The sequence below is a fragment of the Salinisphaera sp. LB1 genome (assembly GCF_003177035.1).
Lineage (GTDB): Bacteria > Pseudomonadota > Gammaproteobacteria > Nevskiales > Salinisphaeraceae > Salinisphaera.
Window position 1 is genome coordinate 2,241,177 of record NZ_CP029488.1, and the last position, 26,271, is coordinate 2,267,447.

General features: G+C 66.0%; 26 protein-coding genes. 10 read left to right on the forward strand and 16 right to left on the reverse strand.

Annotated elements, in window-relative coordinates; all coding sequences use genetic code 11:
• Window positions 1-37: 37 nt before the first annotated feature.
• Genes SALB1_RS10115 through SALB1_RS10125 form a run of 3 tightly spaced genes read right to left on the reverse strand, consistent with a single transcriptional unit; the run spans window position 38 to window position 4,361 of the window.
• Window positions 38-1,570, reverse strand: a complete 1,533-nt coding sequence (locus SALB1_RS10115) for a DHA2 family efflux MFS transporter permease subunit (RefSeq protein WP_109993750.1) — start codon at window positions 1,568-1,570, stop codon at window positions 38-40.
• On the reverse strand, window positions 1,567-2,793 hold the full coding sequence (locus tag SALB1_RS10120; protein WP_109993751.1) for an HlyD family efflux transporter periplasmic adaptor subunit: 1,227 nt from the start codon (window positions 2,791-2,793) through the stop codon (window positions 1,567-1,569). The genes SALB1_RS10115 and SALB1_RS10120 overlap by 4 nt, the downstream gene beginning before the upstream one ends.
• Window positions 2,793-4,361, reverse strand: coding sequence for an efflux transporter outer membrane subunit (locus SALB1_RS10125; protein WP_109993752.1), 1,569 nt, complete (start codon window positions 4,359-4,361; stop codon window positions 2,793-2,795). Before SALB1_RS10125 ends, SALB1_RS10120 begins: the two co-directional genes overlap by 1 nt.
• A gap of 136 nt (window positions 4,362-4,497) precedes the next feature.
• Here SALB1_RS10125 and SALB1_RS10130 point away from each other — a divergent pair, with 136 nt between their 5' ends.
• A complete protein-coding gene (locus tag SALB1_RS10130) occupies window positions 4,498-5,121 on the forward strand; it encodes a TetR/AcrR family transcriptional regulator (protein WP_147420763.1) in 624 nt (207 codons plus the stop codon).
• 92 nt (window positions 5,122-5,213) lie between these two features.
• Window positions 5,214-6,758, forward strand: coding sequence for an SH3 domain-containing protein (locus SALB1_RS10135; protein ID WP_109993754.1), 1,545 nt, complete (start codon window positions 5,214-5,216; stop codon window positions 6,756-6,758).
• Window positions 6,759-6,832: 74 nt separating this feature from the next.
• Here the strand turns inward: SALB1_RS10135 and SALB1_RS10140 are convergent, their stop codons facing one another.
• The 3 genes from SALB1_RS10140 to SALB1_RS10150 all read right to left on the reverse strand — a co-directional run bounded on the left by SALB1_RS10140 (window position 6,833) and on the right by SALB1_RS10150 (window position 8,650).
• Window positions 6,833-7,522 (reverse strand): SDR family oxidoreductase, encoded by a 690-nt coding sequence (locus SALB1_RS10140; RefSeq protein WP_109993755.1) that lies wholly within the window; start codon window positions 7,520-7,522, stop codon window positions 6,833-6,835.
• Between the two features lie 45 nt (window positions 7,523-7,567).
• On the reverse strand, window positions 7,568-8,050 hold the full coding sequence (locus SALB1_RS10145) for a peptidylprolyl isomerase (RefSeq protein WP_109993756.1): 483 nt from the start codon (window positions 8,048-8,050) through the stop codon (window positions 7,568-7,570).
• Between the two features lie 174 nt (window positions 8,051-8,224).
• Window positions 8,225-8,650: an OsmC family protein gene (locus tag SALB1_RS10150; protein ID WP_109993757.1), complete on the reverse strand. Its 426-nt coding sequence runs from the start codon at window positions 8,648-8,650 to the stop codon at window positions 8,225-8,227.
• A gap of 196 nt (window positions 8,651-8,846) precedes the next feature.
• On the opposite strand from SALB1_RS10150, the gene SALB1_RS10155 reads away from it, so the two are divergent.
• On the forward strand, window positions 8,847-10,217 hold the full coding sequence (locus tag SALB1_RS10155) for an MFS transporter (RefSeq protein WP_109993758.1): 1,371 nt from the start codon (window positions 8,847-8,849) through the stop codon (window positions 10,215-10,217).
• 88 nt (window positions 10,218-10,305) lie between these two features.
• Here the strand turns inward: SALB1_RS10155 and SALB1_RS10160 are convergent, their stop codons facing one another.
• On the reverse strand, window positions 10,306-11,082 hold the full coding sequence (locus SALB1_RS10160; RefSeq protein WP_109993759.1) for an SDR family oxidoreductase: 777 nt from the start codon (window positions 11,080-11,082) through the stop codon (window positions 10,306-10,308).
• 172 nt (window positions 11,083-11,254) lie between these two features.
• Here SALB1_RS10160 and SALB1_RS10165 point away from each other — a divergent pair, with 172 nt between their 5' ends.
• The 3 genes from SALB1_RS10165 to SALB1_RS10175 all read left to right on the forward strand — a co-directional run bounded on the left by SALB1_RS10165 (window position 11,255) and on the right by SALB1_RS10175 (window position 13,673).
• On the forward strand, window positions 11,255-12,466 hold the full coding sequence (locus SALB1_RS10165) for a CaiB/BaiF CoA-transferase family protein (protein WP_109993760.1): 1,212 nt from the start codon (window positions 11,255-11,257) through the stop codon (window positions 12,464-12,466).
• Entirely contained in the window at window positions 12,463-13,182 is a 720-nt protein-coding gene (locus SALB1_RS10170) for a glutathione S-transferase family protein (protein WP_109993761.1), read from the forward strand. The genes SALB1_RS10165 and SALB1_RS10170 overlap by 4 nt, the downstream gene beginning before the upstream one ends.
• A 65-nt stretch (window positions 13,183-13,247) precedes the next feature.
• Complete coding sequence (locus SALB1_RS10175; RefSeq protein ID WP_109993762.1) at window positions 13,248-13,673, forward strand: hypothetical protein; 426 nt, start codon at window positions 13,248-13,250, stop codon at window positions 13,671-13,673.
• A 302-nt stretch (window positions 13,674-13,975) separates the two neighbouring features.
• On the opposite strand, the gene SALB1_RS10180 is transcribed toward SALB1_RS10175, so the two are convergent.
• Window positions 13,976-14,197: a PAS domain-containing protein gene (locus SALB1_RS10180; protein ID WP_109995379.1), complete on the reverse strand. Its 222-nt coding sequence runs from the start codon at window positions 14,195-14,197 to the stop codon at window positions 13,976-13,978.
• Window positions 14,198-14,448: 251 nt separating this feature from the next.
• Between SALB1_RS10180 and SALB1_RS10185 the strand changes: the two genes are divergently transcribed.
• Window positions 14,449-15,078, forward strand: a complete 630-nt coding sequence (locus tag SALB1_RS10185; protein WP_109993763.1) for a response regulator — start codon at window positions 14,449-14,451, stop codon at window positions 15,076-15,078.
• A gap of 88 nt (window positions 15,079-15,166) precedes the next feature.
• Here SALB1_RS10185 and SALB1_RS10190 read toward each other — a convergent pair whose 3' ends face one another.
• The 3 genes from SALB1_RS10190 to SALB1_RS10200 all read right to left on the reverse strand — a co-directional run bounded on the left by SALB1_RS10190 (window position 15,167) and on the right by SALB1_RS10200 (window position 16,177).
• Window positions 15,167-15,343: a DUF1328 domain-containing protein gene (locus SALB1_RS10190; RefSeq protein WP_109993764.1), complete on the reverse strand. Its 177-nt coding sequence runs from the start codon at window positions 15,341-15,343 to the stop codon at window positions 15,167-15,169.
• 166 nt (window positions 15,344-15,509) lie between these two features.
• Entirely contained in the window at window positions 15,510-15,947 is a 438-nt protein-coding gene (locus tag SALB1_RS10195; RefSeq protein ID WP_109993765.1) for a host attachment protein, read from the reverse strand.
• A 32-nt stretch (window positions 15,948-15,979) separates the two neighbouring features.
• Window positions 15,980-16,177, reverse strand: coding sequence for a CsbD family protein (locus SALB1_RS10200; RefSeq protein ID WP_109993766.1), 198 nt, complete (start codon window positions 16,175-16,177; stop codon window positions 15,980-15,982).
• Window positions 16,178-16,334: 157 nt separating this feature from the next.
• Here SALB1_RS10200 and SALB1_RS10205 point away from each other — a divergent pair, with 157 nt between their 5' ends.
• Entirely contained in the window at window positions 16,335-17,369 is a 1,035-nt protein-coding gene (locus SALB1_RS10205; RefSeq protein WP_109993767.1) for a hypothetical protein, read from the forward strand.
• A 6-nt stretch (window positions 17,370-17,375) separates the two neighbouring features.
• Here the strand turns inward: SALB1_RS10205 and speE are convergent, their stop codons facing one another.
• On the reverse strand, window positions 17,376-18,227 hold the full coding sequence (speE, locus tag SALB1_RS10210) for a polyamine aminopropyltransferase (RefSeq protein ID WP_109993768.1): 852 nt from the start codon (window positions 18,225-18,227) through the stop codon (window positions 17,376-17,378).
• Window positions 18,228-18,290: 63 nt separating this feature from the next.
• Here speE and speA point away from each other — a divergent pair, with 63 nt between their 5' ends.
• On the forward strand, window positions 18,291-20,150 hold the full coding sequence (gene speA / locus SALB1_RS10215; protein ID WP_199678766.1) for a biosynthetic arginine decarboxylase: 1,860 nt from the start codon (window positions 18,291-18,293) through the stop codon (window positions 20,148-20,150).
• A gap of 145 nt (window positions 20,151-20,295) precedes the next feature.
• On the opposite strand, the gene SALB1_RS10220 is transcribed toward speA, so the two are convergent.
• Window positions 20,296-21,120, reverse strand: a complete 825-nt coding sequence (locus SALB1_RS10220) for a symmetrical bis(5'-nucleosyl)-tetraphosphatase (protein WP_109993769.1) — start codon at window positions 21,118-21,120, stop codon at window positions 20,296-20,298.
• Window positions 21,121-21,147: 27 nt separating this feature from the next.
• Window positions 21,148-22,611, reverse strand: coding sequence for a hypothetical protein (locus SALB1_RS10225; protein ID WP_145961297.1), 1,464 nt, complete (start codon window positions 22,609-22,611; stop codon window positions 21,148-21,150).
• Between the two features lie 359 nt (window positions 22,612-22,970).
• Between SALB1_RS10225 and SALB1_RS10230 the strand changes: the two genes are divergently transcribed.
• Window positions 22,971-24,449: a hypothetical protein gene (locus tag SALB1_RS10230; RefSeq protein WP_109993771.1), complete on the forward strand. Its 1,479-nt coding sequence runs from the start codon at window positions 22,971-22,973 to the stop codon at window positions 24,447-24,449.
• 40 nt (window positions 24,450-24,489) lie between these two features.
• On the opposite strand, the gene rsmA is transcribed toward SALB1_RS10230, so the two are convergent.
• Complete coding sequence (gene rsmA / locus SALB1_RS10235) at window positions 24,490-25,275, reverse strand: 16S rRNA (adenine(1518)-N(6)/adenine(1519)-N(6))-dimethyltransferase RsmA (protein ID WP_109993772.1); 786 nt, start codon at window positions 25,273-25,275, stop codon at window positions 24,490-24,492.
• Window positions 25,265-26,266: a 4-hydroxythreonine-4-phosphate dehydrogenase PdxA gene (pdxA, locus tag SALB1_RS10240; RefSeq protein ID WP_109993773.1), complete on the reverse strand. Its 1,002-nt coding sequence runs from the start codon at window positions 26,264-26,266 to the stop codon at window positions 25,265-25,267. Before pdxA ends, rsmA begins: the two co-directional genes overlap by 11 nt.
• Between the last annotated feature and the right edge of the window lie 5 nt (window positions 26,267-26,271).

Sequence of the window (26,271 nt, forward strand, 5' to 3'; positions counted from 1 at the left end):
AACATACCGGATGGATTCGACGGATTCCGCGCCGGCGCTATTTTGCGTAGGGACGGGAGAACCAGATCAGCACGGTGAGGCCGAGGAATACCCAGCCCGCCAGGGTGTACATCTCGTTGAGACCGATCATGAACGATTGCTGCTTGATCACGCCCGCCATTGCACTGTAGGCCTGCTCCTGCGTGAGACCGGCCGCGCGGGCCTGGGCCAGCCAGTGCTCGGTGGCCGGGTCGGCGACCGCGGTATGGGCCGACAGCACGTGATCGTGAAATGCCTCGCGCCAGTCCCAGATCGTTTGCGACAACGATGTGCCGATGGCCAGCGCGATCAGGCGCATGAAATTGAACAGCCCGGAGGCGCTGGCAATCTTGTCGCGCGGCAGGCCGGTCAGCGACAGGGTGATCAAGGGAATGAAAAAGCAGGCCAGGCCGATGCCCCAGGGCAGGCGGGTCAGAAACAGGCGTTCGAAGCTGATGTCGGTGTTCGCGTCGGCCTTGACGAACGACAGCAGCGCGAACAGCAGCATGCCGAAGGTCACGATCAGCCGGAGATCGATCTTGTCGGTCAGCCGGCCCACGATCGGCGAAAACACGGCGCCGAGCAGTCCGAGCGAGGCCGTGGTGATACCGGCCCAGGTGGGGGTGTAGCCCTGGACGTTCTGCAGCCACAGCGGCAGCAGGACCACGCCCGCGAAATACGTCATGAACCCGAACGTGACGCCGAGTGTCGCTACGGTAAAGTTGCGCCGCGCGAACAGTCGCAGGTCGACCACGGGATTGTCGTCGGTCAGTTCCCAGACGATCCAGAACGACAGGAACACGACCGCCACGATCGCCAGGGTGGTGATGAACGTCGATTGGAACCAGGCGTCCTCGTTGCCCTTGTCGAGCATGATCTGGAGCGCGCCGACGCCGATGGTCAGCAGCACCAGCCCGATCATGTCCAGCGGCAGACGGGCGGTGGCCGTCTCGCGCTCACGCAGCACGACCCAGGTGACCAGCGCAGAGAAAATGCCCACCGGCACGTTGATGTAGAAGATCCACGACCAGCTGATGTTATCGGTGATCCAGCCGCCGAGGATGGGGCCGGCGACCGGCCCGACCACGGCGGTCATACCCCAGATGCCGTTGGCGAACCCGCGCTTTTCCGGCGGATAATTGGATAGCAGCAGACTCTGCGACAACGGGATCATCGGGCCGGCGACCAGGCCCTGGGCGGCCCGCATGGCGAGCAGGAAATAGAAACTCGGCGCCATACCGCAGGCCAGGGAGGTGGCCGTGAACAGCGCCGTGCAAATCACGAACAACTTGACCTCGCCGACGCGTTTGGCGAGCCAGCCGGATACCGGCACGGCAATCGCGTTGGCCACGGCGAACGACGTGATCACCCACGTGCCCTGGCTCGACGATACCGCCAGATTGCCGGCGATGGTCGGGATCGACACATTGGCGATCGACACATCCAGCACGTTCATGAACACCGCGAGCGCGAGGCTCAGGGTGACCATCACCAGTGCGCCGGTCGGCAGCGGCGCGTCGACGGCACGAGCCGCCCCGGCGCTCTCGCTCATGAGCCGCTGGCGTCGCTCGTGCCGGCGTTGTGGCCCGACCCTGCGCCGTCATTGGCCGCCACGATACGCTGGATCAGCCGGTTGGCACCGGCGAGCCGCTGCTGGTAGACATCGGTGTGGTAACGCGGTTGGCTTGGCGCTTTTTTCGCCAGCCGTGGCCCGCTGGTGTCGTGCAGATCGACCGTTACATTCATCGACAGGCCAAGGCGCAGCGGGTGCTTGTCGAGCTGGTGATGGTTATTGTCGAGTACGATGCGTACCGGCACGCGGCGTACGATCTTGATCCAGTTGCCGGTGGCATTCTGCGGCGGCAGCAGTTCGAACGCCGAGCCCGTGCCGGCGCTGATGCCGGCGACATGCCCGTGATAGGTCACGTTGCTGCCATAGAAATCGGACACCACCGCGGCCGGCTGGCCGATGCGCATCGAGGCGAGCTCGGTTTCCTTGAAGTTGGCATCGACCCAGATCTGGTCGTTGGGCACGATCGACAGCATGGGTTTGGACGGATCGACACGCTGGCCGACCTGGACCTGGCGCTGGGCGACATGGCCGGTGACCGGCGCCGGGATCTTGGTGCGTTGCAGGTTGAGATAAGCACTGCGCAGTGCGCTTTCGGCCTGCTTCACGCGCGGATGGTCGCGGACCGTGGTGCCGTCCGTCTGCGCCTTGAGTTCGGACAACTTGTGCCGGGCCGCGGCCAGGGCGGCGCGATCCTCGTGATAGGTCGCGCGTGAGCGCTCGAAGGCCTGGCGGGTCACGCCGTGGGCGTGGACCAGCTTGCGGTCGCGCTGGTAGTCACGCTTGGCCTGGGTGAGCGTGCTCCGGCGTTGCGCGATGATCGACTGCTGTTCGGCGACCCGGGCATAGAGCTGGTGCACCGAACGCACAGTATTGGCGAGCCGGGCTTCGGCCTGGTCGAGCGCGTTGCGGGCATCGGTGGGATCGAGCCGGACCAGCGTCTGACCGGCTTTCACGAGATCGGTGTCGTCGGCGGTGATCGACGTGACCGTGCCGCGGACCTGGGGCGTCAGCTGCACCCGATTGCCGTGTACGTAGGCGTCGTCGGTCTCGGCGTAGAACTGGGCGACCGTGAAGTAGTAAATGGCATAGGCCACGGCCGCGATCACAAAGATCGCGGCCAGGCCCAGCAGATACCATTTGCGGCGGTAAGACCTGCCCGAGGTTTCGGTCTCCGGCGAGGCGTTGCTGTTGTCTTCGGCCATCACGAGTCCACGTGGGCGTTGGCAGCGGTTTGGCCGGCGCCGGTACCGGCGCCGGCCGCCATCGGCGAATCGCCGTGCTGCGACCAGCCACCGCCCAGCGCCCGGAACAGGTCGGCGGTGTCACGGTAACGGGTCACACGCGCTTTGGTGTAGTCGAGTTTCGCACTCTGATACTGCGCCTGGGCGGTATACAGATTCACGTAATCCGCAGCCCCGTTGTCGAGTTGCGCGCGTACGGTCTTCAGGTTGTTCCGGGCCGCCTTGAGCGCGCTGCGTTGTGCTTCCAGGGTGCGCGCATCCGCTTCGATCGAACGCAGGCTGTTGGCCACTTCGCCGAAAGCCGACAGCGTGGTCGCGCGGTAGTCGGAAAGCGCGGCCACGAATAGATCCTGTGCCTGGCGCTTGGCGGCGTGCAGCCGGCCGCCCTCGAACAGCGGCGCGCTCAGTGAAGCGCCCAGCGAGTACAGGGCGAAGGCGGGGTCGCCCAGATCCGACGGCGTCAGCGCCGAGCGGCTGTAGGAACCGCTGATGCGGATGTCGGGCAGCAGATTCGCCGTGGCCACGCCGATCTGCGCGCTGGCCGCGTGTACCGCGGCAGCCGCGGCCAGGATGTCGGGTCGTTGATCGACCAGTTGTCCCGGCACGCTCACCGGCAGCTTGCGCGGCAGGCGCAGCTGGTCGAGCGTGAAGCCGGGATCGCTGAAGTCGCCGGGATTGCTGCCGACCAGAACGGCCAGCCGGTTGACCGCCAACGTCTTCTGCTTGCGCAGGGGTTCGAGCGAGGCACGTGTGCGGGCGAGCTGGGTCTTGATCTGGGTCGCGTCGGCATCGATGGCCGCGCCGTACTTGATCTGCTTGCGCACGATAGCCAGTGCGTTTGCCTGGCTTTTCGCGATATCGCGGGTGGTCTGGATCGCGGCATTGAGACCGGCCTCGGTAATCGCGGTCGCCACGACGTTGTTGATCAGCGTGACGTAGGTATCGATCACCCGATACTGCTGTTCGTTCAGCTGGGCGTTGCTGGCTTCGATCATGCGCCGGGTCTTGCCGAACAGGTCGAGGTCGTAGCTCGCCGTCGCCTGCGCCTGATACAGGTTGAACACATTGGTGAACGACGATTGCGTGATGCCGAACTGGGCGCCGGTCACGCGATTGCGTGAATAGCCGCCGTTGACACCGATCTGGGGATACAACGCCCCCCGGTTTTCCTTGACCACTTCGCGGGCGGCCCGGATGCGGGCTCGGCCGGCGGCCAGGGTCGGGCTGTGCTTGATCGCGCGGCCGATCAGCGCATCGAGCTTGTCCGAGCCGAATACCTTGTACCAGTCGGACCGGACCTTGCGGGCCCGCTCGAATGCCTGCTTCGGGATCGGCTCGCGTGCGTGGGACGCCTTGGCCGTGCTGTCGCCGCGGGTCGCGCTGTTGATGTTGTAGGCGTTGTCCGCGGGCTTGGCCGGCGGCTGGTAATCCGGGCCGACGGTGCAGCCGGCGACCAGCGTGAGCAACATGAACGCGGCCGCCAGCGCAGGCTGCTGCGCCCGGGGGCGTGTGGAAAATGCGGTTCGCATGGGACCCGATCCGGTGGGAGTTCAGATTGAACTGTACGGTTCAGTTCAGGTGCGTTAATTTAGTCGCTGGCGGTATGGGTGTCAAATACACATACCGCCCTGTGCCGCTCGTTCCAATCGACTGTCCGTGGACGCCGTGTCTGCTTGCAAGAACCCATCCAAGAAAGCCGAACAGGTGCTCGACGCTGCGCGCCGACTCTTCGTCGAACGCGGCTTCGGCGCGACCAACATGGATGCGCTCGCGGCCGCTGCCGGCGTGTCCAAGGCCACGATCTATGCCCATTACGACAGCAAGGAAGCGTTGTTCGCCGCCACGGCGCGGCGTGAATGCCGACGGTTGGTGGTGCGCATGGCCATTGGCGAGGATCTTGTCGAGCACCGTGCGCTGGATACGGCGCTCACCCACATCGGGCGGGCATTTCTGGACGCGTTGATGTCCCCCGAGATCGTCGGCCTGTTGCGCATGGTGATTGCCGAGTCGACCCGGTTTCCCGAACTCGGTCAGATCTACTACGACAGCGCGCCGGGCCAGACGTTGACCAGCGTGACCTGTTATCTCGAACGGGCACGACGCGAGGGCCTGCTGATCGACTGCGATACGCGGCGTGCGGCCGAGCAGTTCCTGAGTCTGCTGCGCGGCGATCTCCATCTCCGGATATTGCTCGGGCATCCGCCGCCCCGCGCGGAACGCGATCCCGCGATCGACGAAGCCGTGGCCACCTTTATCGCGCGCTACGGCGCTCGTTCTTCGGCACGCTGACGGCCGGCCCCGAAGCCGGCGGCGGGGTCGCGTTTGCGGCGCGGCGCGGGTAGTGTAGCCGGGCCTGTTGCTGCTGTTCCGAGGATCCCTGCATGCGCGTGAGGGCCGATACCCGGTTTGCTATTGTCATTGCTGCGACGCTCGCGGCGGTCCCCGGCGTGGTCTGGGCGGCCGGGCGTGATGTGCCGAGCGCGGATCGCGCGCAGCAGATTCTGGATCAGAACCGGCCGTTGGCCCAAAACGGCGATGCCAGTGCGCAGTACAACATGGGCGTGCTCTACGACCGCGGCTACGGCGTCAAGCGCGACTATGCCAAGGCGCGGCACTGGTACGAAAAGGCCGCCGCCCAGCATTATGCTCGCGCCGAACACAATCTCGGCATCATGTATGAGGCGGGCAAGGGCGTGCCGCGTGACCCGGCCAAGGCAGCGCACTGGTTCCGGCGCGGCGCCGATGACGGCCAGGCCGCATCCCAGAACAATCTGGCCGTGCTCTACATGAAGGGGCAGGGTCTGCCGCAGAATACGGGCAAGGCTGCGTTATGGGCGGCGCGTGCGGCCGCCGGCGGCAACCGGGCGGCGATCGATAATCTGCCGCGAATCATCGCCGGTCTGCCGCATGTCCACGTCAATGCCGATCATGTGAATGTGCGCGATCAACCCGATCGCAACTCGTCGGTCGTGGGGCATGCCGACCGCGGTACGGTCGCCGTCGTGCTCTCACGCCGCAACGACTGGACGCAGATTCTGCTGCCCGACGACGACACGCTGGGCTGGGTCGCCAATTTCCTGCTGTCGGGCAGCCAGGGAGCGATCGCCGGTAACGCGGCCCCCGCGCCGGACACCGCCAATGCAGGCGGCGCGGTCGACGCCACGACCCACACCACAACGCCGGCCGCATCGGATACCGCCGCGTCCGATCGCGTAGCGAGCGCGGCGGGCCAGGCCGGCGAAACGGCCGCGAACAAAGCGCCTGCGGGATCCACCCGGCCCGAGGCGAAGCCGCCCCGGCTTGCCGCCAGCGGCGAAAGCCTCGTCGTCGACCACCGCCAGCAGCCGGCGCGGTCGACGGCTGGCAAAGAGGTCGCGCCGAAGACCGCGCCGGACCGGAAGCCATCGGTTCCGCCAACACCGGAGGTCGCGACGCAACACCAACACGCACCGGTGGATCAGGCACTGCCGAAAACGGCGGGCACCGGCACCGGCGGCGGTCGTGCGAAACCCGAGGCCGGCGGCTCGGCGGCCGCGACGCCGCCCGCGACGCCGCCCGCGGCGAAGTCCGACTCGTCCGGTTCGCTGATCGCGAAAATCGCGAAACCGAAACCCGAGCCGAAACCGGTGTCTAAACCGAAACCGAAACCGGAGTCGGCGTCCCAACCGGCACCGAAGACAAAGGCAACCGAGCCGGCGGCGGCCACGAAACCGTCTCCGGCCGCGGCATCAACGGCAACCCATGCCACGGTGGGCGTGGACGCGATCAACGTGCGCGCCAAGGCAAGACGCGGCAGCCGCGTGATCGGTCAGTTGCATCGCGGCGACCGCGTGAAACTGGTGGAGGAGCACAACGGTTGGCGTTACGTGCGCACGGCCGGCGGTATGAAGGGCTGGGTCGCGGGTTATCTGCTCGTGATGCCGTAGCGTTATCGCGCCCATAAAAAAAGCCGTCTTGGAAAAAGACGGCTTTGCATAGCGGCCTGCGTCCGGTGCGCGCGTCAGTCGTCGTCGATTGGCGGCGTCGGGCGAACCAGGATTTCGTTGACATCCACGTGGGCCGGCTGCGAGAGCGCGTACATCACCGAGGCGGCGATGTCGCGATCGCTCAGGGCGTGTTCGGGGCGATCATCGAAGAACGGGGTATCGACCATGCCCGGTTCGATCAGCGTGGTACGCACCCCAGTGCCTCGCAACTCCTCGCGAACGCCATAGCCGATCGCAGAGACCGCCCATTTGGTCGCGCTGTACATTGACCCGGGGATGGTCACCCGGCCGGCCGCCGAGCCCGTGATCAGCAGATGCCCGCGGCTGGCCTTGAGGGCTTGCGCGGTACACTGGATGGTCAGGCCGACGCCGTAGACGTTGGTCAGGATCATGTCCTTCCAGACGTCGCTGTCGGCGCCGGTGAAACCGCCCGGTTTGCCGCCAATGCCGGCGTTGGCAAACACGGCGTCGATGCGCCCGAAACGATCGAGTGTCGTGTTCACCATCGCTTGCTGCGAAGCCTTGTCGGTGACGTCGCAGGTGATGGCGATGGCTTGCCCGCCCAGTTCGTCGACCAGGCTGTCCAGCGTGGCGGCGGTACGCGCGGCGAGTGCCACGCGCCAGCCTTCCGCCACGGCCGCGCGAGCGGTTGCCGCCCCGATGCCGGTGGACCCGCCCGTGATCAGCAGAACCGCGTCACGCATGACTGCCTCCTGATTCGAATCCGTGTGGATGCCACCGCACGCCGGTTATTCGTGGGCGTGGTTTTCGTCGTGCACGTGCCCGTGTTCGAGCTCGGTGTCGGTCGCCGGGCGGATCTCGGCGACGTTGACCGTGAAATCCAGCGTCTGGCCGGCGAGTACGTGGTTGCCGTCAACCGTGACCTCGTCGCCGTCCACATCCTTGATCGTGACGATCATCGGGCCGGCATCCGACTCGGCGCGGAAACTCATGCCCGGGGCGAGTTCGTCCACGCCCTGAAACGCTTCGCGGTTCACTTTCTGAACCAGCTCGTCGCGATAGGGGCCATAGCCTTCCTCGGGCTCGACCGTGGCACGCACTTCCTCGCCCTCGGCGCAGCCTTCGATGGCCTTCTCCAGGCCCGGCACGATGTTCTCGTGACCGTGCAGATAGGCGAGCGGCTGCCCTTCGCCCGACTGATCAATGATTTCGCCCTCGGTATCGCGCAGGACGTAATGGATACTGACGACGTTGTCGCGCTGCGCTTGCATGTTGGCCTCTTGGTAATTGCGTGCTTTGTTTATGAGCCTTCGAACGTTGCGACGATCGACAAAAATACAATGCCGGCAGCGCAATTGATTGTCCGACGCTCGATGGATGGCCCGTGGTCCGTGAAAAAGCCGGGCCTGAAGCCCGGCTCGTGGTCATGCTTTCGACTGACGCGATCAGCCGTCCAGAGCGGCCGTGAGCGTGATCTCGGCGCCCTTGAACAGGCGCGACACCGGACAGGCATCCTTGGCTTTGTTGGCAGTCTGGCGGAACGTCTCTTCGTCGAGGCCCGGGACCTTGCCGTGGCAGATCAGATCGATCTGCGTAATCGTGGGCGTGTCGTCGAGCGAGAAGTGCACCTTGGCCTCGGTCCGGATCGAATCGGGCGTATGCCCGTCGGCGGCGAGCATGGCGGAAAACTGCATCGAAAAACAGCCCGCATGGGCCGCTCCCAGTAACTCCTCCGGATTGGTGCCGGTGCCGTCCTCGAAGCGGGTCGTGTATGAGAATTGCCCTTCAAAGGCACCGCTTCCCAGCGCCATATTGCCTTTGCCGGACTTCAGATCACCCTGCCACTGGGCATTGGCCTTGCGTACGGGCATTGATTTCTCCTTTGCGGTTTCGACGTGACCAATGAATCTAAGGGGCACACCATCATAAGACAAGATCGTGGTCGCTCCGCGGGCGGCGGAACAGGCCGGCAACGCGCTGCAATTCGCCGAATTCCGTATTTGTCGAGCTTCCGGGATACTGCTAGTTTCGAAAGACGACTCGATAACACGGGCTTTCCCGACAACAATGAGCGACACGAGCGACGACAGTTTTTCTGTCGACAGTGACGACGTACAACGGGCGGTTGTGGCGGCCGCCATGGGCAACGCGCTGGAATGGTTCGATTTCAGTGTCTATTCCTATATGGCGGCCACCATCGGCAGCGTTTTCTTTCCTTCGCATAGCGACTCGGCGGCTTTGCTCGCTGCGTTCGCGGGGTTTGCCGTGGCGTTCATGGTTCGCCCGCTGGGCGGCCTGTTCTTCGGCCCGCTGGGCGACAAGATAGGGCGCTCCGCTGTCCTGGCGACGACTATCATCCTGATGTCGATCGGCACCTTCGCCATCGGCGTGCTGCCGAGTTTCCAGGCCATCGGCATCTGGGCGCCCATCTTCCTCGTTCTCGCCCGCCTGGTGCAGGGGTTTTCCACCGGTGGCGAATACGGCGGGGCCGCGACGTTCATCTGTGAGTATTCGCCCGATAGGAATCGCGGCTTCCTGGCGAGTTTCCTGGAATTCGGCACCCTGGGTGGCTATATCTTCGGGGCGCTGCTGGTGCTGGGCACGCATATGATCATGGGCGACGCCGCCTTCCACAGCTGGGGCTGGCGCATCCCGTTCCTGTTCGCCGCCCCGCTGGGCCTGTTCGGCTTGTATCTGCGGCTCAAGCTCGAGGACAGTCCCGCGTTCGAGGCGGTCAAGGAGAAGGGCGAAGCCAAGGGCTCGCTGGGCGAAGTGGTTTCCAACCATCTGCGTCAGCTCATGCTCTGCATGGGGCTCGTGCTGATTCTCAACGTCGCCTACTACGCGATTCTGACCTATCTGCCTTCCTATCTCACATCGGAGCTCGATATCGGTTCGATCGAGTCCACCCTGCTGCTGGTGGCCACCATGGTGGGCATGATGTGTGTGATCTACCTGTTCGGCGCGCTGTCGGACCGGGTCGGGCGCAAGCCGGTACTGGTCGGTGCTTGCACCGGCTTCATTCTGTTGTCGTATCCGGCGTTCGCCATGCTGCAGACGACCGAGGTGTGGGGCATCGTCGCCGGTCTGGTGATTCTCGGGCTGCTGACGGTCTCATTGGCCGGGACCATGCCGGCCACGTTGCCGGCGATCTTCCCCACCAACGTGCGCTACGGCGGGTTCGCGATCGCCTACAACATTTCGACCGCGTTGTTCGGCGGCACGGCGCCGTATGTCATCCAGTGGTTGATCGGTGTCACCGGCGACAAGTCGGTGCCGGCGTTCTATCTGATGACCGCGGCCGCCATCGCGCTCATTCCCATACTCCTCATCCCGGAGACCGCCGCCCGGCCATTACCGGGTTCGAAGGCCCAGTATGCCCGCGGCAGCGGGACCGGCGGCGGTGGCCCGCAGAAGCAGCCAGCGCCGGCGGCCTGATCCGGTTGCCACGCGCCATGAGCCGCCGCTGGAAGCCAGCGGCGGCTTTTTTTTCGGCGTGCATCGCCGTCGGCATACAGCTGCCGGGTCAATGTGCGTAGATCATCTTTCGCGTCATGCCACCGTCGGCGATCAGCGTCTGGCCGGTGATGAAGGCGGCGTCGGGGCCGGCCAGAAACGCCACCACGCCGGCGATGTCCGCGCCGATACCGACACGGCCGGTCGGATGTTGGGCGTGATCCACCGCGCGCAATGCGGGCGGGACATCGGCGCCGGCCTGTTCGCCGCGCACATCGATCCAGCCGGGCGCGACGGCGTTGACCCGGATCGCCGGGCCCAGGCTCATCGCCAGCGCGTGGGTCAGGGCTTCGATGCCGCCCTTGGCGGCGGCATAGGCCTCGGTCTGCGGTTCCGACTGATAGGCGCGGCTGGAGGCCATGTTGACGATGGCGGCGTTCGGCTGCCCGCGCAGCAGCGGGACGGTATGCTTGGTCACCAGGAAGACGCCGGTCAGGTTGACGTCGATGACGCGCTGCCAGTCGGCCAGCGCCAGCTGTTCCACCGGGCCGTTGAACGGCGCTGCGATGCCGGCATTGTTGACCACCAGATCGAGCCGGCCGTGCCGGTCCCGGATTGCGGCCGTGGTGGCTTGTATATCGGCTTCGCAGGCGACATCCGTGACGGTCGTGAATACATTATTCGCGTGCGCCTGGTTTCCCAGGGCGGCGCGCAGGTCGTCGAGCGCCGCTGGATCGCGGTCCAGACACCACACGATATGGCCGTCGGTTATCAGGCGTCGTGCGATCGCACGGCCGATGCCCTGGGCCGCGCCCGTGATCAGACAGATTTTGTCGGAAGCGGTCATGCCGGAAAAATGGCTTGGATTTCACTGCCGATAGTGCGCCGCGTTGGCGCCGAACAAAACCGCCGACAGCGCCGCTGGTTTTCGGCCGGCTCGTCGGCTGACCACCGTGTGGATAGCCCAGGCGCGCCCTCCGGCGTCGCGTGAAAATGCAATAGGCTCTAGACTGCGACCCATGAAACAGCCTTTGAACGGATATCGCGTCTGCGATATGACGGCCATGATTTCCGGCCCGCTGGCCACCATGCAACTGGCCGACCAGGGGGCCGACGTGATCAAGGTCGAGCGCCCCGGGGTGGGCGATTACACCCGCCTGGCCTCGAATCGTCGGGCGGGCATGTCGGCCAGCTTTTTGAACAACAATCGCAACAAGCGTTCGCTCGCGCTGGATCTGAAGCATTCCGAGGGTCTGGCCGTGCTCAAACGTATTGCCGCGACATCCGATGTGTTCGTGCAGAATTTCCGGCCGGGCGTGGCCGAGCGCATCGGCATCGGTGAAGCGGCTATCCGCGAGGTGGCGCCGGATATCATCTACGTATCGATCAGCGGTTTCGGCGCGGACGGGCCGTATGCGGCCAAGCCGGTCTATGATCCGCTGGTGCAGGCGCTGTCGGGGCTGGCCAGCATTCAGGGCGGCTCGGACGTGGCGCGGCCGCGCCTGGTACGCACGATCCTGCCCGACAAGCTCACCGGTTATGTCGCCGCCCAGGCGATCACGGCTGCCTTGCTCGCGCGGGCCAACGGCGGTGGCGGGCAGCACATACAGTTGTCGATGCTCGACGCCGTGATCGATTTTCTCTGGCATTCCGACATGAACAGCCAGACGTTCGTCGGCGCCGACATAGACCAGTCGCAGGCCGCCAGTTTCATCGATCTGATTTACCAGACCACCACGGGTTACATCAGTGTCGCGGTGCAGACCGACGCCCAGTGGCAGGCGCTCACCGAGGCCCTGGAAACCCCGCATTGGCGCGACGATCCGCGTTTCGCGACGCCAGCGGATCGTCAGGACAACATCGATGCCCGGCTGGCGCTGACCCAGGAGCGACTGCGTCAAGCCAGTGCGGAACACTGGCTCGAGCGGCTGACGGAATACGGCGTGCCCTGTGCGCCGGTGCTCACGCGTTCGGATCTGGTCGATCATCCACAGATCCGGGCCAACGGCAGCGTACTGGAAACCGATCACGCAATCGCCGGGCGCCTGCGTCAGGCCCGGCCGGCGGCGCGTTTTTCCGCAGCCGGTGAGATGCCCATGCGCGGCGCCCCACGGCTGGCCGCCGATACCCGATCGGTGCTTGCGGATGCCGGTTACGACGCCGCCGCGATCGCGGCCCTGATCGACAGTGGGGCGGTGGCTGTCGCCGATACGCAAGGCAACGCCGGATGATCGATTTCTATTACTGGCCCACGCCCAACGGCTGGAAGATATCGATCCTGCTCGAGGAACTGGGCCTCGCGTACCGGAGCATGGCGGTAGATATCAATGCGGGGGATCAGTTTGACCCCGAGTTTCTGGCGATATCGCCGAATAACCGCATGCCGGCCATCGTCGATCACGCCCCGCCGCCCGACTACGGCGAGGCCGCGGTGTCGGTGTTCGAATCGGGCGCGATCGCGCGCTATCTGGCGAAAAAGGCCGGCGCGTTGTACCCGCCGGATGCGCGCCTTCGCACCCAGATCGACGAATGGCTGTTCTGGCAGGTCGGCAATCTCGGTCCCATGGGCGGGCAGATGAGCCATTATGTCAACTACGCACCCGGCGAACATGCGTATTCCGAGACACGCTATCGCAATGAGTATCATCGCTGTCTCGGCGTGCTGGAGCGGCGGTTGGCCGATCGCGATTACCTGGTCGGCGAGACTTACACCATCGCCGATATCATCAACTGGCCGTGGGTGTTGATCGCCAGGGCCATGGGGCAGCCGCTGGACGAATTTCCGCGGGTCGCGGCCTGGCGCCAGCGCATCAAGCAACGCCCCGCGGTCCAGCGCGGTGTGGATCTCGGCAAGCAGTGGCGGGGCGGCCAGCCGAAAAGCGAGGCGGCACGGCGGCGACTGTTCGAGCAGACCGCGGATACGGCGCGGACATCTTCGCGCGACTGAGCGCGACCAGTACAATTCCGGCCTTCGTCAGCCCCCGGGGCTCATCGATCGTCAGGAGAAAGGTCATGTTTGCGTTCATCAAGGCGTTTGTTGCCGGGCTTATTGCCATGCTCGGTTTCAATCAGGGGTTGCTCTGGCTGTTCGATCGCCTGTCGATTGCGAACACCACGAGCTGGAGCCCGCAGGATCTGCTGGGGACCGGCATACCGGTCGTGGCATGGCTGGCGCTCTGGGGCGCGCTGTGGGGTCTGGTGGTCTGGTCGCTCGTACGCCGTGCCGAGGCGGCGGGCTATTACGTGGGCGCGATCATTCTGGGTGGCGTGCTGCTGACCGGCGGCGCCGCAGCGATCACGCCCTGGCTGGGCGGCGCGCTGTTCGGCGTGTCCCTGACCGGTTATGCGATGAACGCGATCGGCGTGGTGCTGGCGGCCAATGCGGCCTACGGCCTGGGCTTCGCCGTGATCATGCGACTGTTGCATCCGCCGCGTTGAGCGGGCCGCCGCGGCCGTCGCAGCACGAAACAGGTCGGCTCGCCGTCATCGCGGCCATGACTGACGAGACAGGGATCGCCGCCGTGACTGCGCGTCAGTCAGCGGCGGACGCTCAATCCCGGGCCGGGGCCGCTGCACTTGGTGGTGGTGAACACGCGGCTGCGTTCGCGCATCGCGATCCGGCTCTGCAGCGCGTTCATCCGATCCCGGGTGTCGACCGCTTCGGTCAGATCGGTGGCGAACCCGGCCAGCCGCCAGGCTGCGCCGGCGCTACCGCGTGCCGGAAAAGCACGATCACGAATTCAGCGGATTTCGCCGTCCGGTCGATCGATACGGAAGCTCTCATGGTATGGCCCGTGTGCCGCGTCGCGCTTGAACGTCTTGCGTACCCGTTCGCGATCGCTTGCATGAACCCGGACCAGTCGTTTTCCCGGGTCTTCGTGGAGACCGGCACACGGTTGTCCCCAGATGTGCTCATACGCGTATAAATCGGTTCGTCGCCGGGCGGATTGGTCATCCAGAATACTTCCCGGCTATGCTCGGCGAGTTCGCGCAAGCGGGGCGTGTCGCGTCGCGCCAGACCCGAGCACGGTGACGCGATCTGTGGATGCGCCGTGGCAAGGTCCCTGGGCCGGGCGCTGGCGTGTCGAGTACGTGACATGGGACCGATCGGTTAGCGGTGGCGAAACACCCCCCGCGACCATAATATATGGGCGTTGCGTATGGTCGCCTTGGCGGCGCGCGCGAGATAGAGGCCGGGTAGCCAGGAGACGCTATGCGTAATGATTTTGCTGTTCATATCGTAGACGATGACCCCGGCGTTCGGGAGTCAATGAAAACGCTGGTGCGGGGCGCCGAATATCCGGCGTTTTGCTATCCCAGCGCTTCGGCTTTTCTGGAGCGCTGCGATTCGGTGACGGGGTGTGCGCTGATTGACCTGCGCCTGCAGGATATGGACGGCATCGCGCTGCAGAAGGAATTGATCGCGCGGCAAAGCCCGCTCGATATCGTCATGATGAGCGCTTATGGGGATATCGAACATGCCGTCGAAGCGATGCGCCTCGGCGCGGTCGATTTCCTTGAAAAGCCCTTCGACCCCGATTACCTGCTCAAGCAACTGTACGAGCTTTCGCGCGCGAGCGACACGAATGAACGTCTCCAGCGCGAAGCGCGGCAGCGGGCGGCGCTGATCGATACCCTGACACCGCGCGAAAAGCAGGTGCTCAGCGGTATTGTCGACGGCCAGGCAAACAAGCAGGTAGCGGCCGATCTCGGCATCAGCGCGCGCACGGTGGAAACGCATCGCGTCCACATCATGCAGAAGTTGCAGGCGGATTCGCTGGCGCATCTGGTGCGCATCTGGCTGGCCGCAGCCGCGCTGCAGGAAACCGCGTCCGAGCCATGAGCCGTCCGGGCTCGACCGGTTGTATCCGAACCTCGAATGCGAACAAGAAAAGCCGCTGATCAACAATCAGCGGCTTTTTTTCACGGCGCTACAATCGCGGCCCGCGGCCTCGCACCGCATTGGATATGAGGGCGAGCACGAACAGCACGATAAAGATGAAGAACAGGATCTTGGCGATCGACGCCGCACCCGCGGCAATCCCGCCGAAACCGAAAACCGCCGCGATGATGGCGATGATGAAAAATACGACAGCCCATCCGAGCATGACTCAACTCCTTGTTGTCGCGCTGCGTCAAGCCGGTCGAGCGAAAGTACTCGATTCGATGTTCGCGCATTCTCGCCGACGCTTCCGCATAGTCCTGAGTATCGCGTGCCATCATGTATGAAACATGAACCGCGTGGTGAGAATTTCGTCTTTTTTGAGACGGCGTTCAACCGAGTTGCGAATCCAGATGTTTCTCGATCTCGGCATCGTTCTGGCGGGTCCAGTCCTTGTCGATGCTGGCCGCCACGCATTGCGACAGCGGGCTGTCCAGATGCTCGCGCAGCCGGCCCAGGAAGTGGGGCGCGGCGACCAGCACGAGTTCATCGAAAGCGTTGTCGTTGAATCCCGACTTGAGTCGGGCCACGACTTCCTTGGCAAACATGTCTTCGTGCTTTTCGCTGGTTCGGGTTTGCGGATCGGCCTGGTGGCGCCCGTGCGCCGCCGAATCCTCGATTTCGCCCTTGCCGCCGGTGCGCAGATCGCCTTCGTGTTTGCGACTCTCGTCGTGATAGAACGCGTCCACGCGGGACAGGGCGCCGATTCCTTGACGCGAAAACAACCGTGCGGCGGCTGCATCGGCGACCAGAATCCATTGCTTGGCCATGAAACCTCGCTTTGTCGGTGGCAACCGACCTTTTAGAACTTGCGTTCGAATTCCCTGAGTTTTTCCTCGGCGGCCTGCTTGGTATCGCCGTACTTCTCCTGGATCTTGCCGAGCAGGTTCTCGCGCTTGCCGCGAACCTGTTCTATATCGTCATCGGTCAAGCGGCCCCAGTGCTCGCGTACGGCACCCTTGATGCGATCCCACTGGCCTTCGAACTGATCATCGTTCATGACGAACTCTTGGTTGCAAAACGCATGAAACACGCTAACAGCGCGCGTTGACCACACCATCCGGGCAATTACCCAGGCGCGCTCCGGCGGGCGCAAGCATTCGCGGTCGCCGGGCATAATCTTTAAGCTCGGGACTTCGCCTTCCAATGCCCATGCCATGGCCGAACACGCCCGTTCCGATCTCGCCGACCGGCTTTTCCAGGCCCACGTCGCCCATGAACTATCGGCCTGGCGCGGGGAGCGCGGTCGGCAGCGCCTGGCCGGTCTGGTCGACACGTTCTGGGACTGGGCCGAGCGCACCACGCTCACCGAACTGGTCGATTGCGACACCATGGGCGGTGCCGCCGAGCGCCTGGTACTGGATCTCGACCTGCCGGATCAGCTGGGGGGCGTCATCGGGGGTATTGCCGATGACCTGGTACGACTGGACGTCAATCGCGACACGCGTGTGCGCGATGTGATCGATCAATCGCTGTTTGACGAGGGCGTGACCCTGGCGGTGGAGCTCGAAACCCTGCGGGCGCGGCTCGTACAGCGGCTGTTGAAAAGCCCGGTATACACTGCGCTGGCGTCCGACATTCTGTATCAGGGCATCAAGGACTATATTTTTTCCGATTCCGGGGCGATCCGTTCGATTCCGGGCGTATCACGGCTGGTCAAGGGCTCTTCGAGCGCGGTCAGCCGGCGCATGCCGGGACTGGAGGCACAGGTCGAAAGCCGGGTGAAGGCCTATATCGAGGCCAATACCGCGCGCACGCTCGCACGTACCGAGACCTACCTGCTGGAATCGCTGGATGGCGATCGTCTGCGGGCGCTGGCCGATGAAATATGGCGGGCGGCGGCCGACAAGCCATTGTCGATCGCCGACGCCATCGATTCGGACGAACTGCAACGGCTGGTCGACTACGGCCTGCAGGTCTGGCGCTCGCTGCGCGAGACCGAATACCTCGGCGTGATGATCGACCAGGGCGTGCAGATGTTTTTCGCACGCCACGGTGACGACACGCTCGCCGAGCTGATGCGTCATGTCGGTCTCGAGCGCGAGGTGCTGGCCGGCGAGGTGGCCGCACTGGCACCGGATATCATCGACGGTCTGGCTGAAACCGGTCTGCTCGAGACCTGGGTGCGCGCCCAGCTCGCCGATTTCTATGACTCGGACGCCTTCGCCGCCGTCATGCGCGGCGACGACTGATCCGGATCAATCGTCGCCGGCCAGCACCCGCTGTATGAAGGCGGGCTGGGCGAAGGCGGCGTGGTGCATCGCCAGCGTGTAGTACGCCGTGTCAAAGGCCGGCTCGGCCGTGGGCGCGGCCAGTGCCAGGTCGTCGCGGGCGGCGAGCGTGGCCGACCACCAGCCGGTGGGGTAGCTCGGCTGCGGAAAACTCAGCAGGTGTGTGGCCGCGAAGCCGGCGCGGCGCAGGCCGCCGTGCATGTCGCGGATCAACTCGGCGTGCGCCAGCGGCGACTCGCTCTGCTGAACCAGCAGGCCGTGCGGGGCGAGCACGCGATGGCATTGCTGGTAGAAGGCCTGGTTGAACAGGCCCTCGGCCGGGCCGATGGGGTCGGTACTGTCGATGATGATCAGATCCACCGATGCATCGCCGGCGGCTGCCATCCAGGCCACGCCGTCCTCGAAGGCGAGCGTCGCTCTCGGGTCGTCGTTCGATTCGACCAGTGCGGGGAAGTACTGCTCGGCCACGCGGGTGACCCGCTCGTCGATATCGATCTGCGTGACCGATTCGACGCTGTCGTGCTTGAGCACTTCGCGCAACGTGCCGCAGTCGCCGCCGCCGATGATCACCACGCGCCGGGCATTGCCGTGGGCGAAGATCGCCGGGTGCGTGATCATTTCGTGATAGACGAAATTGTCGCGGTCGGTGAGCATCACCAGACCGTCGATCGTCAGCAGCCGGCCGAAGGTCTCCGTCTCGTAGACCGCGATGGTCTGGTAGTCCGAGGTTTCTTCATGCAGTTTGTTTCGAATTTTCAACGAAAACCCGACGCCGAGTTCGTCGCTGGCCTCGGTGAACCACGATTCGTCCGCTACCATGGCGCGGTATGCTCCTTCGCCGCCGTCGGCGGCTCGATTCCACTGGATGAGTTCGCAGTATAGATGATGTCCGTATCCGCCCGAGAAGCCGCCGCCGAAGCCCGTGACTGGACGCTCGACGATGCGCGCCGCCTGTATCGTGTCGCCACCTGGGGCGATGGTTATTTCGGCATCAACGAGGCCGGGCATGCCGAAGTCCGGCCGGCCGCCGACATGCCCGGGGTCGATCTCGATGCCCTGGCGGACGAGATCCGGGACGCCGGCCTGCGCCTGCCGGTGCTGGTGCGCTTTACCGATATCCTGGGCGACCGGCTCAACCGGTTGGCCGATGCCTTCGACGCCGCTCGCGCGGCGCATGACTATGCCGGGCGGTATACCGTGGTGTATCCGGTCAAGGTCAACCAGCAGCGGTCGGTGGTCGAGCATCTGGTGACGGCCGGCGGCGACCGCGCCGGGCTCGAAGCCGGCAGCAAGCCCGAGTTGATGGCCGTGCTCGCGCTGGCCCGCCCCGGTTCGACCATCGTATGCAATGGCTACAAGGATCGTTCCTTCCTGCGCCTGGCGCTGGCCGGGCAGCAGCTGGGCCACCGCGTTTACATCGTGGTCGAGAAACCCTCGGAACTGGCGCCGATCGCCGAGCTGGCCGATGCGCTCGGCCTGCGGCCGCGGCTGGGCCTGCGGGTTCGCCTGGCCAGCGTCGCGGCGGGCCACTGGCAGAACACCGGCGGCGAGAAATCCAAGTTCGGCCTGACCGCCGATCAGGTGGTCGCGGCCGTGGCCCGGATGCGCGAACTGGGCATTCTCGACTGTGTATCCATGCTGCATGTGCATGTCGGTTCGCAGGTCGCCGATCATGCCGCGCTCGCCCGGGCCATGGACGAGACCGCGCATCTGTACCGCAGCCTGCGCGCCCTGGGCGCGCCGGTCGATACGGTCGACGTCGGCGGCGGGCTGGCGGTGGACTACGAAGGCCGCGGGGCGCGTTCGTTCTGTTCGATGAACTACGGCGTGCCCGACTACGCCGAAGTCGTGGTCGGCGCGTTGGCCCGTGTGGCCGAGCGATTCGACCTGCCGGCGCCGAACATCATCAGCGAATCGGGCCGCGCGCTCACCGCCCATCATGCGGTACTGCTGACCCAGGTCATCGACAGCGAAACCAGCGTGAACGTGGCGCCGGCGGCGCTCGACGACACCCTGTCGGCCTCGGCCCAGCTCGATCGGGTGGCGGCGCATCTGGCCGACGTGCAGGCGCGCTTTGTCGCCGGTGAACTCGGGCTGGCCGAGCGCGCCGAGGCCGAGCGCGAGGCGGCGGCGGTGTATCGTGCGCTCGCCGCGCGGGTCCCCGAAGACGCCGACGATCGCGCGGCGGTCACCGCGGCGCGCGAAAAACTCGCGACCAAGTATTTCGTGAATTTCTCGGTGTTCCAGTCGGTGCCCGATGTCTGGGCACTGGATCAGATTTTCCCCGTAATGCCGCTGGCCCGGCTCGACGAAGCGCCGGACCAGAACGCGCGGCTGTGCGATCTGACCTGCGACTCGGACGGCCGGCTCGACCGCTATGTCGACGACAACGGGCTCGACACCACGCTGCCGCTGCATGCGCTGCGCGACGACGAGGTCTATCGGATCGGTATCTTCATGGTCGGGGCCTACCAGGAGAACCTGGGCGACATGCACAATCTGTTCGGCGACACTGACGTCGTCGATGTGGAGATCCACGACGGGAACTGGCAACTGGGCGACGCCCAGCACGGCGATCGCACCGACGAATTGTTGACCTACGTGCACTTCGAGCCCGAGGCGTTGCGCCGGGCCTATCGCCGCAAGCTGACGGCGGCCGGGCTGGCGCCGCGCCAGCGCGCCGAATGCGAGGCGCTGCTGGAGGCGGGGCTGGCCGGTTATACCTATCTTCTCGAGTCGTGACCGGCCGTATGGAACGGCCCGGGTGCCCGTCACTGCCGGCCTGTCTCGATGTGACCTTGTCCGGAAAAGGCGGCGGACCGCCCACGGCCCGACCGGCCGTGGGCGAGCGCGGGCCCGCCCATGGCCGATCGTGGGGCGAACGGTTTCAGTCCCGGGCGGCGACCTGAATCAATTCCGGGGTCGGGCGTGTCAGGTCGAGCGCGCTCAGCGTGCCGCCCCAGGCCGCGCCGGTATCGATGCCCCAGACGTTGTATTCCGGCCATGCGACGCGCTCAAGGGCAGACCAGTGACCAAACACGATGCGCTGGCCCGCGCTGACTCGCCCGGGGACTGCGAACCACGGTGTCAGTTCCGGCGGCGCGCCGGCCAGGGTCTTCTTGTAGTCCATGTCGAGGCGCCGGTTCGGCCCCACGAAGCGTAGACGCGTGAGCGCGTTGGCGATGAAGCGCAGCCGTGGTACGCCGCGCAGGCCGGAATGCCAGCGCTCCGGCGTATTGCCGAAAAGCTGGCCGAGAAACGCCGCATGGTCGGGCGCGCGCAAAGCGGCCTCCAACTCGCGCGCGCGTGCCAGTCCCTCGGCAACGGGCCAGCCCGGCGGCAGCCCGGCATGCACCATGGTCCAGCCGAGATCGGCATCGTGGTGCATCAGCGGGCGGTGGCGGAGCCAGTCGAGCAGCGGTTGGCGGTCGGCAGCCGCAAGCAGCGGTTTCAGGCTGTCCGGCGCACGCTGCGCGGCGTCCGCGCGCACGGCCAGGCTCAACAGGCTGAGATCGTGGTTTCCGAGTACCGTGATGGCGGTATCGCCAAGCGCTTTGACGCGCCGGATCACGCCGGCCGAATCGGGGCCGCGGTTAACCAGGTCGCCGACGAACCACAGGCGCTCGATCGGGCCGCGCGCGGCCAGTCGGTCCAGCAGCTTGTCGAGAAGGTCCGCGGCGCCATGAATATCGCCAATGGCGTAGATGCTCACGAGGTCCGGGGTCGCGAAATGGTCGGCTCAGTCTGCCGATCGCGCGGGCGCTGTGCCACCGCGGGCGGCGAAAATCAGCGCGCCGGGGTCTGCGTGCACGACCTGCCAGCGCTTGTCATGGCGCAGCGTATCGACGAGCGGAGCGCCGCGGGGGAGCAGGACCACGCGAATGCCCCAGTGACGGAACAGCGCGCGCCAGTGTTCGCGGTATTGATAGGCGCGGAACCAATGCAGCACGAATGCCTCCGGATACATGTCGAAACGCGTATCGATGAAAACGCGGCGGCCGGGGGTATAGAAGCGCGCGCAGCTGCCGGCGATTTCGCTCGAGAACCAGTGGGTGTTCGCCGGGTAGTGCTGATCCAGATAACGCAGGGAGGCTTGCAGTGGCGCGCAACCGGCCAGATGAGCCGGGCCCGCAGTGGCGGGCGCACCAAGGGTGATCACCGCCGCGCCCAGAAGCGGCAGTCCGGCCACCGTCGCGCGTCGTGCGAGCGGTGTACCCAGCGGCGCCAGCGCCGCACGCAGCCGGCTCGGCGACAGCCGGGCCCCGGCGTGGGCGAACAGTCGCGGCGCAATCAGGACATAGAACAGGCCGGCCCAGACCACGAAACGCATTGCGGTGCATGCGAGTGCGGTGAATACGGCCACGTGCATGACCTCGGCCGCACTCAGCACACGGCGAAACACGAGTGTGAGAGCCGCGAACGCCAGTACGAGCGCTGCGCCCGCCTGCATGTAGACATTGTCCAGGCGTGGCGGCATGAGTTCGTGGATGTGTGCGTTCATCCGGGTTTCGAGCGACAGATTCACGATATAGCCGTACAGCGTCCAGCCGTAGGGATTCAGTCCGCTGGCCAGGACGGCCACGATAAACAGCAGGGCGTAGCTCGGCGGCGAGGCCGTGGCCGCAATCGGGTCGCGGGCCCGGGTCCATAGATCACCGGCGGCGAACAAAGTGATCGAGAGCAGGCCGAGGGTGAATCCCAGATGCATATTCGACCACAGCGCATAGATCGCCGCGATCCACGCCGACGTCGCCAGTCTGTGCGCGTCGCCGGCGCGCAGGCGCTGGATCACGAGATATTGCGCCAGCAGAGCAAGGTTGCTGGCGAGCATCGGTCGCAGCCCCAGATTCGTACTGACCGGCAGCAGGACCAGTGCACCGATCAGCATTGGCCAGAATGGATGGAGACCATGGCGGCGCAGCGCGCAGGCCGGGATGAGCGCATAGGTCGCCAGGCCCAGCAGGCCGACGGCGAACACGCTGCCGGTTATCCCCAATACGCTGTACATGGGGGCGGCGATGGCCTCGAACAGCCATTGATAGAGCACCCAGTGGCGATCCGGGAAAGTCCAGGAAAACAGATCGTGATGCGGCAGGCCGTTCGCCCAGATCGCCTGTCCGGCACGAAAAAGCCAGCCCCAGTCGGCCGTGATCGCGCCGAGCTGCATGTGGCGCGCGAACAGCCAGACAGCGATGACGAACACGACGGTGCCCGGAACAGCGGTGGCGAGCGCTGGGGCGAGGCGCCGGATCGCGGGTCTCACGGTTGCCGTAACCGCCTGCGACTGCGACTATTATTCTCAGGGGGCACAACGTGGCGAGATCGATTGCCGAAACGCGCGACCGCCGGCGCGTCGAGCGCCGGTCGAACGCGGATCGCGCCGCGTCGCAAGGGATCGATAAGCGACATGAAGGCAGACTCCGTAGCACTCGGCCGGCGTGCGTCCGCGCCTACGCCCTTAGGCGGCCCGGGACAGGGCGAAACGACACCGCGATCGAAAAGTCGTCAGTTTGCCATATCCGCTCGCCGCTGTTTGCCATATATCGGAGGGTCTGCGTTTAGATGAACACGGCCCGGAATACGAACAACCGTCGGTGGGGCGGGTTGATCGTGGCGGTGCTCGGTGTGATCGGTGCGATCTATCTCGGTATCGGCGCGCGCAACGCGGCACTCGACGGCGCCATCCGGCAGGCCACGACCGAACTCGCGCCGACTCTGGGTGCCCGGGCGAACGGCAGCCCCCAGGCCGTCGTTCACCGTCTGGTCACCACCGACGCCTCGGACATGGCTTTTCTCACGGTACGCGACCGCGCGCACCGGCTCGTCGCCTCCGATGGCGCGTGGTCGCACTGGTTCGCCGGCTGGGCTTCAAGTGCAACGGTGCGGGCCTGGCGTGCCTGGATGTATCGCACGCTGTGCGCGGATACGTATCGATCGGTACTCGACGGCGCACAACTGCACGCGGGTGTGCCGTGGTGGCGTGTGGCGATCATCGCCGGGCCGCCATTCTGGGCGACGTTGCTGCTGTCGGCCCTGGGCCTGGTGCTGTTCGAGCGCGAGCGCCGTGCCCACAGGCAGGCGCCGCCCCGCCTCGCCGCCAAGGGAGCGGCATCCGGGCGCCGCTCGCGGCCGAAGTCGGCGCAGGCATCGGCTTGGCGCGAACGGCTGCGTCGCGCGCTACCCGCGCGGCGCGGCGAGCCGCCGCGGCCAGCGACCGGGGCGAGCCCGGCGCCCGGGTTTGAGCCGATCGGTTCTCGGGGGCGGACGCCGACGCAGGCCCCGGCCCCCAAGCCGGCGCCGTCCCGGAATGACGACAAGCCCGCGCCGGAGTCGACGCCCGCGGCCGTTGACGATCCGGCGCAGGTTGTGGCGCCCGCGGCCCCGGCCGGCGCGGCGTCGGCCGAGCGTACGCCGTCGGCGCCCCGCGCATCGTCGGCATTCGGCCCGTACCTGCTTCGTTTTCAACCGGTCTGGCGCGGCGCCATGGATGGCCTGCTCGCCGGGGCGGCGGTGCGACTCGTGCCCGCCGACAACGCCGATGCCCGGCCGCGCACGCTCGATGAGGTGATGGTCGAGGGCCCGGACGAACCCGAGGCGTGCCGGACATTCGTACAGTGGTTGATGCGGCGGCTGGTCACCCTGCAGGCGAACTGGCGCACCCTCGAATTGCCGCATGTGCCGGTGGTGCTTCTGCTTCCGGAGACACTGCTCGGGTTCGAGGGCGCCGAGCAGATCTGGGCCGAGACGCTATCGCGATACGAGCCGGCCGCGGGCGACCTGGTGTTCTGTGTCGAGCGCATGCCCGGGGCGGGCGAGACGATGCTGCCCGTGCGCTGGGCGGTCGCCGAGCAGCGCACGCGTGACGGCCAGCTCTGGTATCGCCTGATGTCCGGCGGACACGATGAATCGTCGGCGGACGCGGTTGCCGACGGGACGCGCTTTGTCCTGCCCGACGACGGCGCGATGGACAGCGTGCATCAACCGCTGCCGCCGCGCGCTTTCGGGCGCCTGATGAGCCGTTCGGAGTTGGCCCCGCTCTAGGTGTTCGGCCCCGGCCCGCCGCGCGGGGGCGGGCTCGGCCTCAGCCGACGTCGGTCGCCCGGGCGGCGGCGTTGGCCAGGCGGGCGAAGTCGGCCGCCGCCAACTGTTCCGCGCGCTCGCTGGGATCGACATCGCAGGCGGCGATGGTCTCGGCGTCGAGAAACCGCTTGAGCCCATTGCGCAGCGTCTTGCGGCGTTGTCCGAATGCCGCGGTCACGATGCGATCGAACATGCGGGTATCGTCGATGACGAAGTCCGGCGGTCGCGGGACCAGGCGAACCACCGAGGACATCACCCGGGGCGGCGGACGAAACGCGCCCGGGCCGACGTCGAACAGCAGGCTTGCCTCGGCGCGTGCCGCGATGGCCACCGAAAGACGCCCATAATCGCGGCTTCCCGGCGCCGCCACCATGCGATCCACGACTTCCTTTTGCAGCATGAAGTGCATGTCGGTGATCTTGGCGGTGCTTGTCAGTAGGGCGAACAGCAGGGGCGAGGAGATGTTGTAGGGCAGGTTGCCGACCAGCCGCAACGGTCCCGCGCGGCGCTCGGCGAGCGCACCGTAGTCGATTCCGAGCGCGTCGCCGGCGATCACTTCCAGCCCTTTGCGCTGGGCCGCGCGGTCCGCCCAACGGGCGATCAGGTCGCGATCGATCTCGATCACCGAGAGCTGATCCAGCCGATCCAGCAACGGTTCGGTCAGCGCGCCTTCGCCGGGGCCGATCTCGACCATGCGGTCGTCGGCATTGGCGTTGACGGCGGCGAGAATGCGATCGATCACCCCGCGTTCATGCAGGAAATGCTGGCCGAAGCGTTTACGCGCCATGATCGCTCGCCACCATCTGCGCCGCGATCTTCAGCGCCGCCTCGAGGCTGCCGGTGTCCACGCGGTCGGTGCCGGCGAGTTCCAGTGCCGTGCCGTGGTCGACCGAGGTGCGCACGATCGGCAGGCCCAGGCTCACATTGACGGTGCGCGAGAAACCGAGATGCTTGATCACCGGCAGGCCCTGGTCGTGGTACATGGCCAATACGACATCGGCCTGGGCCAGCTGGTCCCGGGTGAACAGTGTATCCGCGGGAAGCGGGCCCACGGCGTCGATGCCCCGGCTGCGAGCGGCCTCGATCGCCGGCGCGATGATGTCGATTTCCTCGCGGCCGAGATAGCCGTTCTCGCCGGCATGCGGGTTGAGTCCGGCGACCCTTATGCGCGGCCGGGCCATGCCGAAACGTTGGCCCAGCCCGGCGTGAAGCGTGTCCAGGGTATGCGCGAGATCGGCGCCGTTGATGGCGCCGGGTACGGCCGAAAGCGGGATGTGTACCGTGGCCAGGGCGACGCGCAGGCTGCCGTCGTCGGTGGTCAGCATCATCACCGGCGCCGCGCTGTGGCAACGCGCGGCGAGATAGCCGGTATGCCCCGTGAAAGCGAAGCCGGCCTGATTGATCACCGCCTTGTGCACCGGGCCGGTGACCAGCGCGTCCGCTGCGCCGTCGCGACACCGCGCCACCGCGCGGTCGAGTGTGGCGAGCACGTAGGGCGCGTTGTCCGGATCGAGCCGCCCGGCCTCGGCCGGGCGTGCCAGATCAAGCGGGTCCACGGTCAGTTCGCCGGCCCGCTGCGGCGATGGCGCCGCTGCATAGTCGACTCGCTTGATTTGCAACGCCAGGCCCAGCTGATCGGCGCGCTGACGCAGCAGTTCAGGGTCGGCGACCGCCACGATTTCGGCGGCGTGGGCACGCTGGGCGATGCGTACCGCCAGATCGGGGCCAATGCCGGCGGGTTCGCCGGGCGTCAGCAAAACACGAGACAGGCGCGCCACCAGCG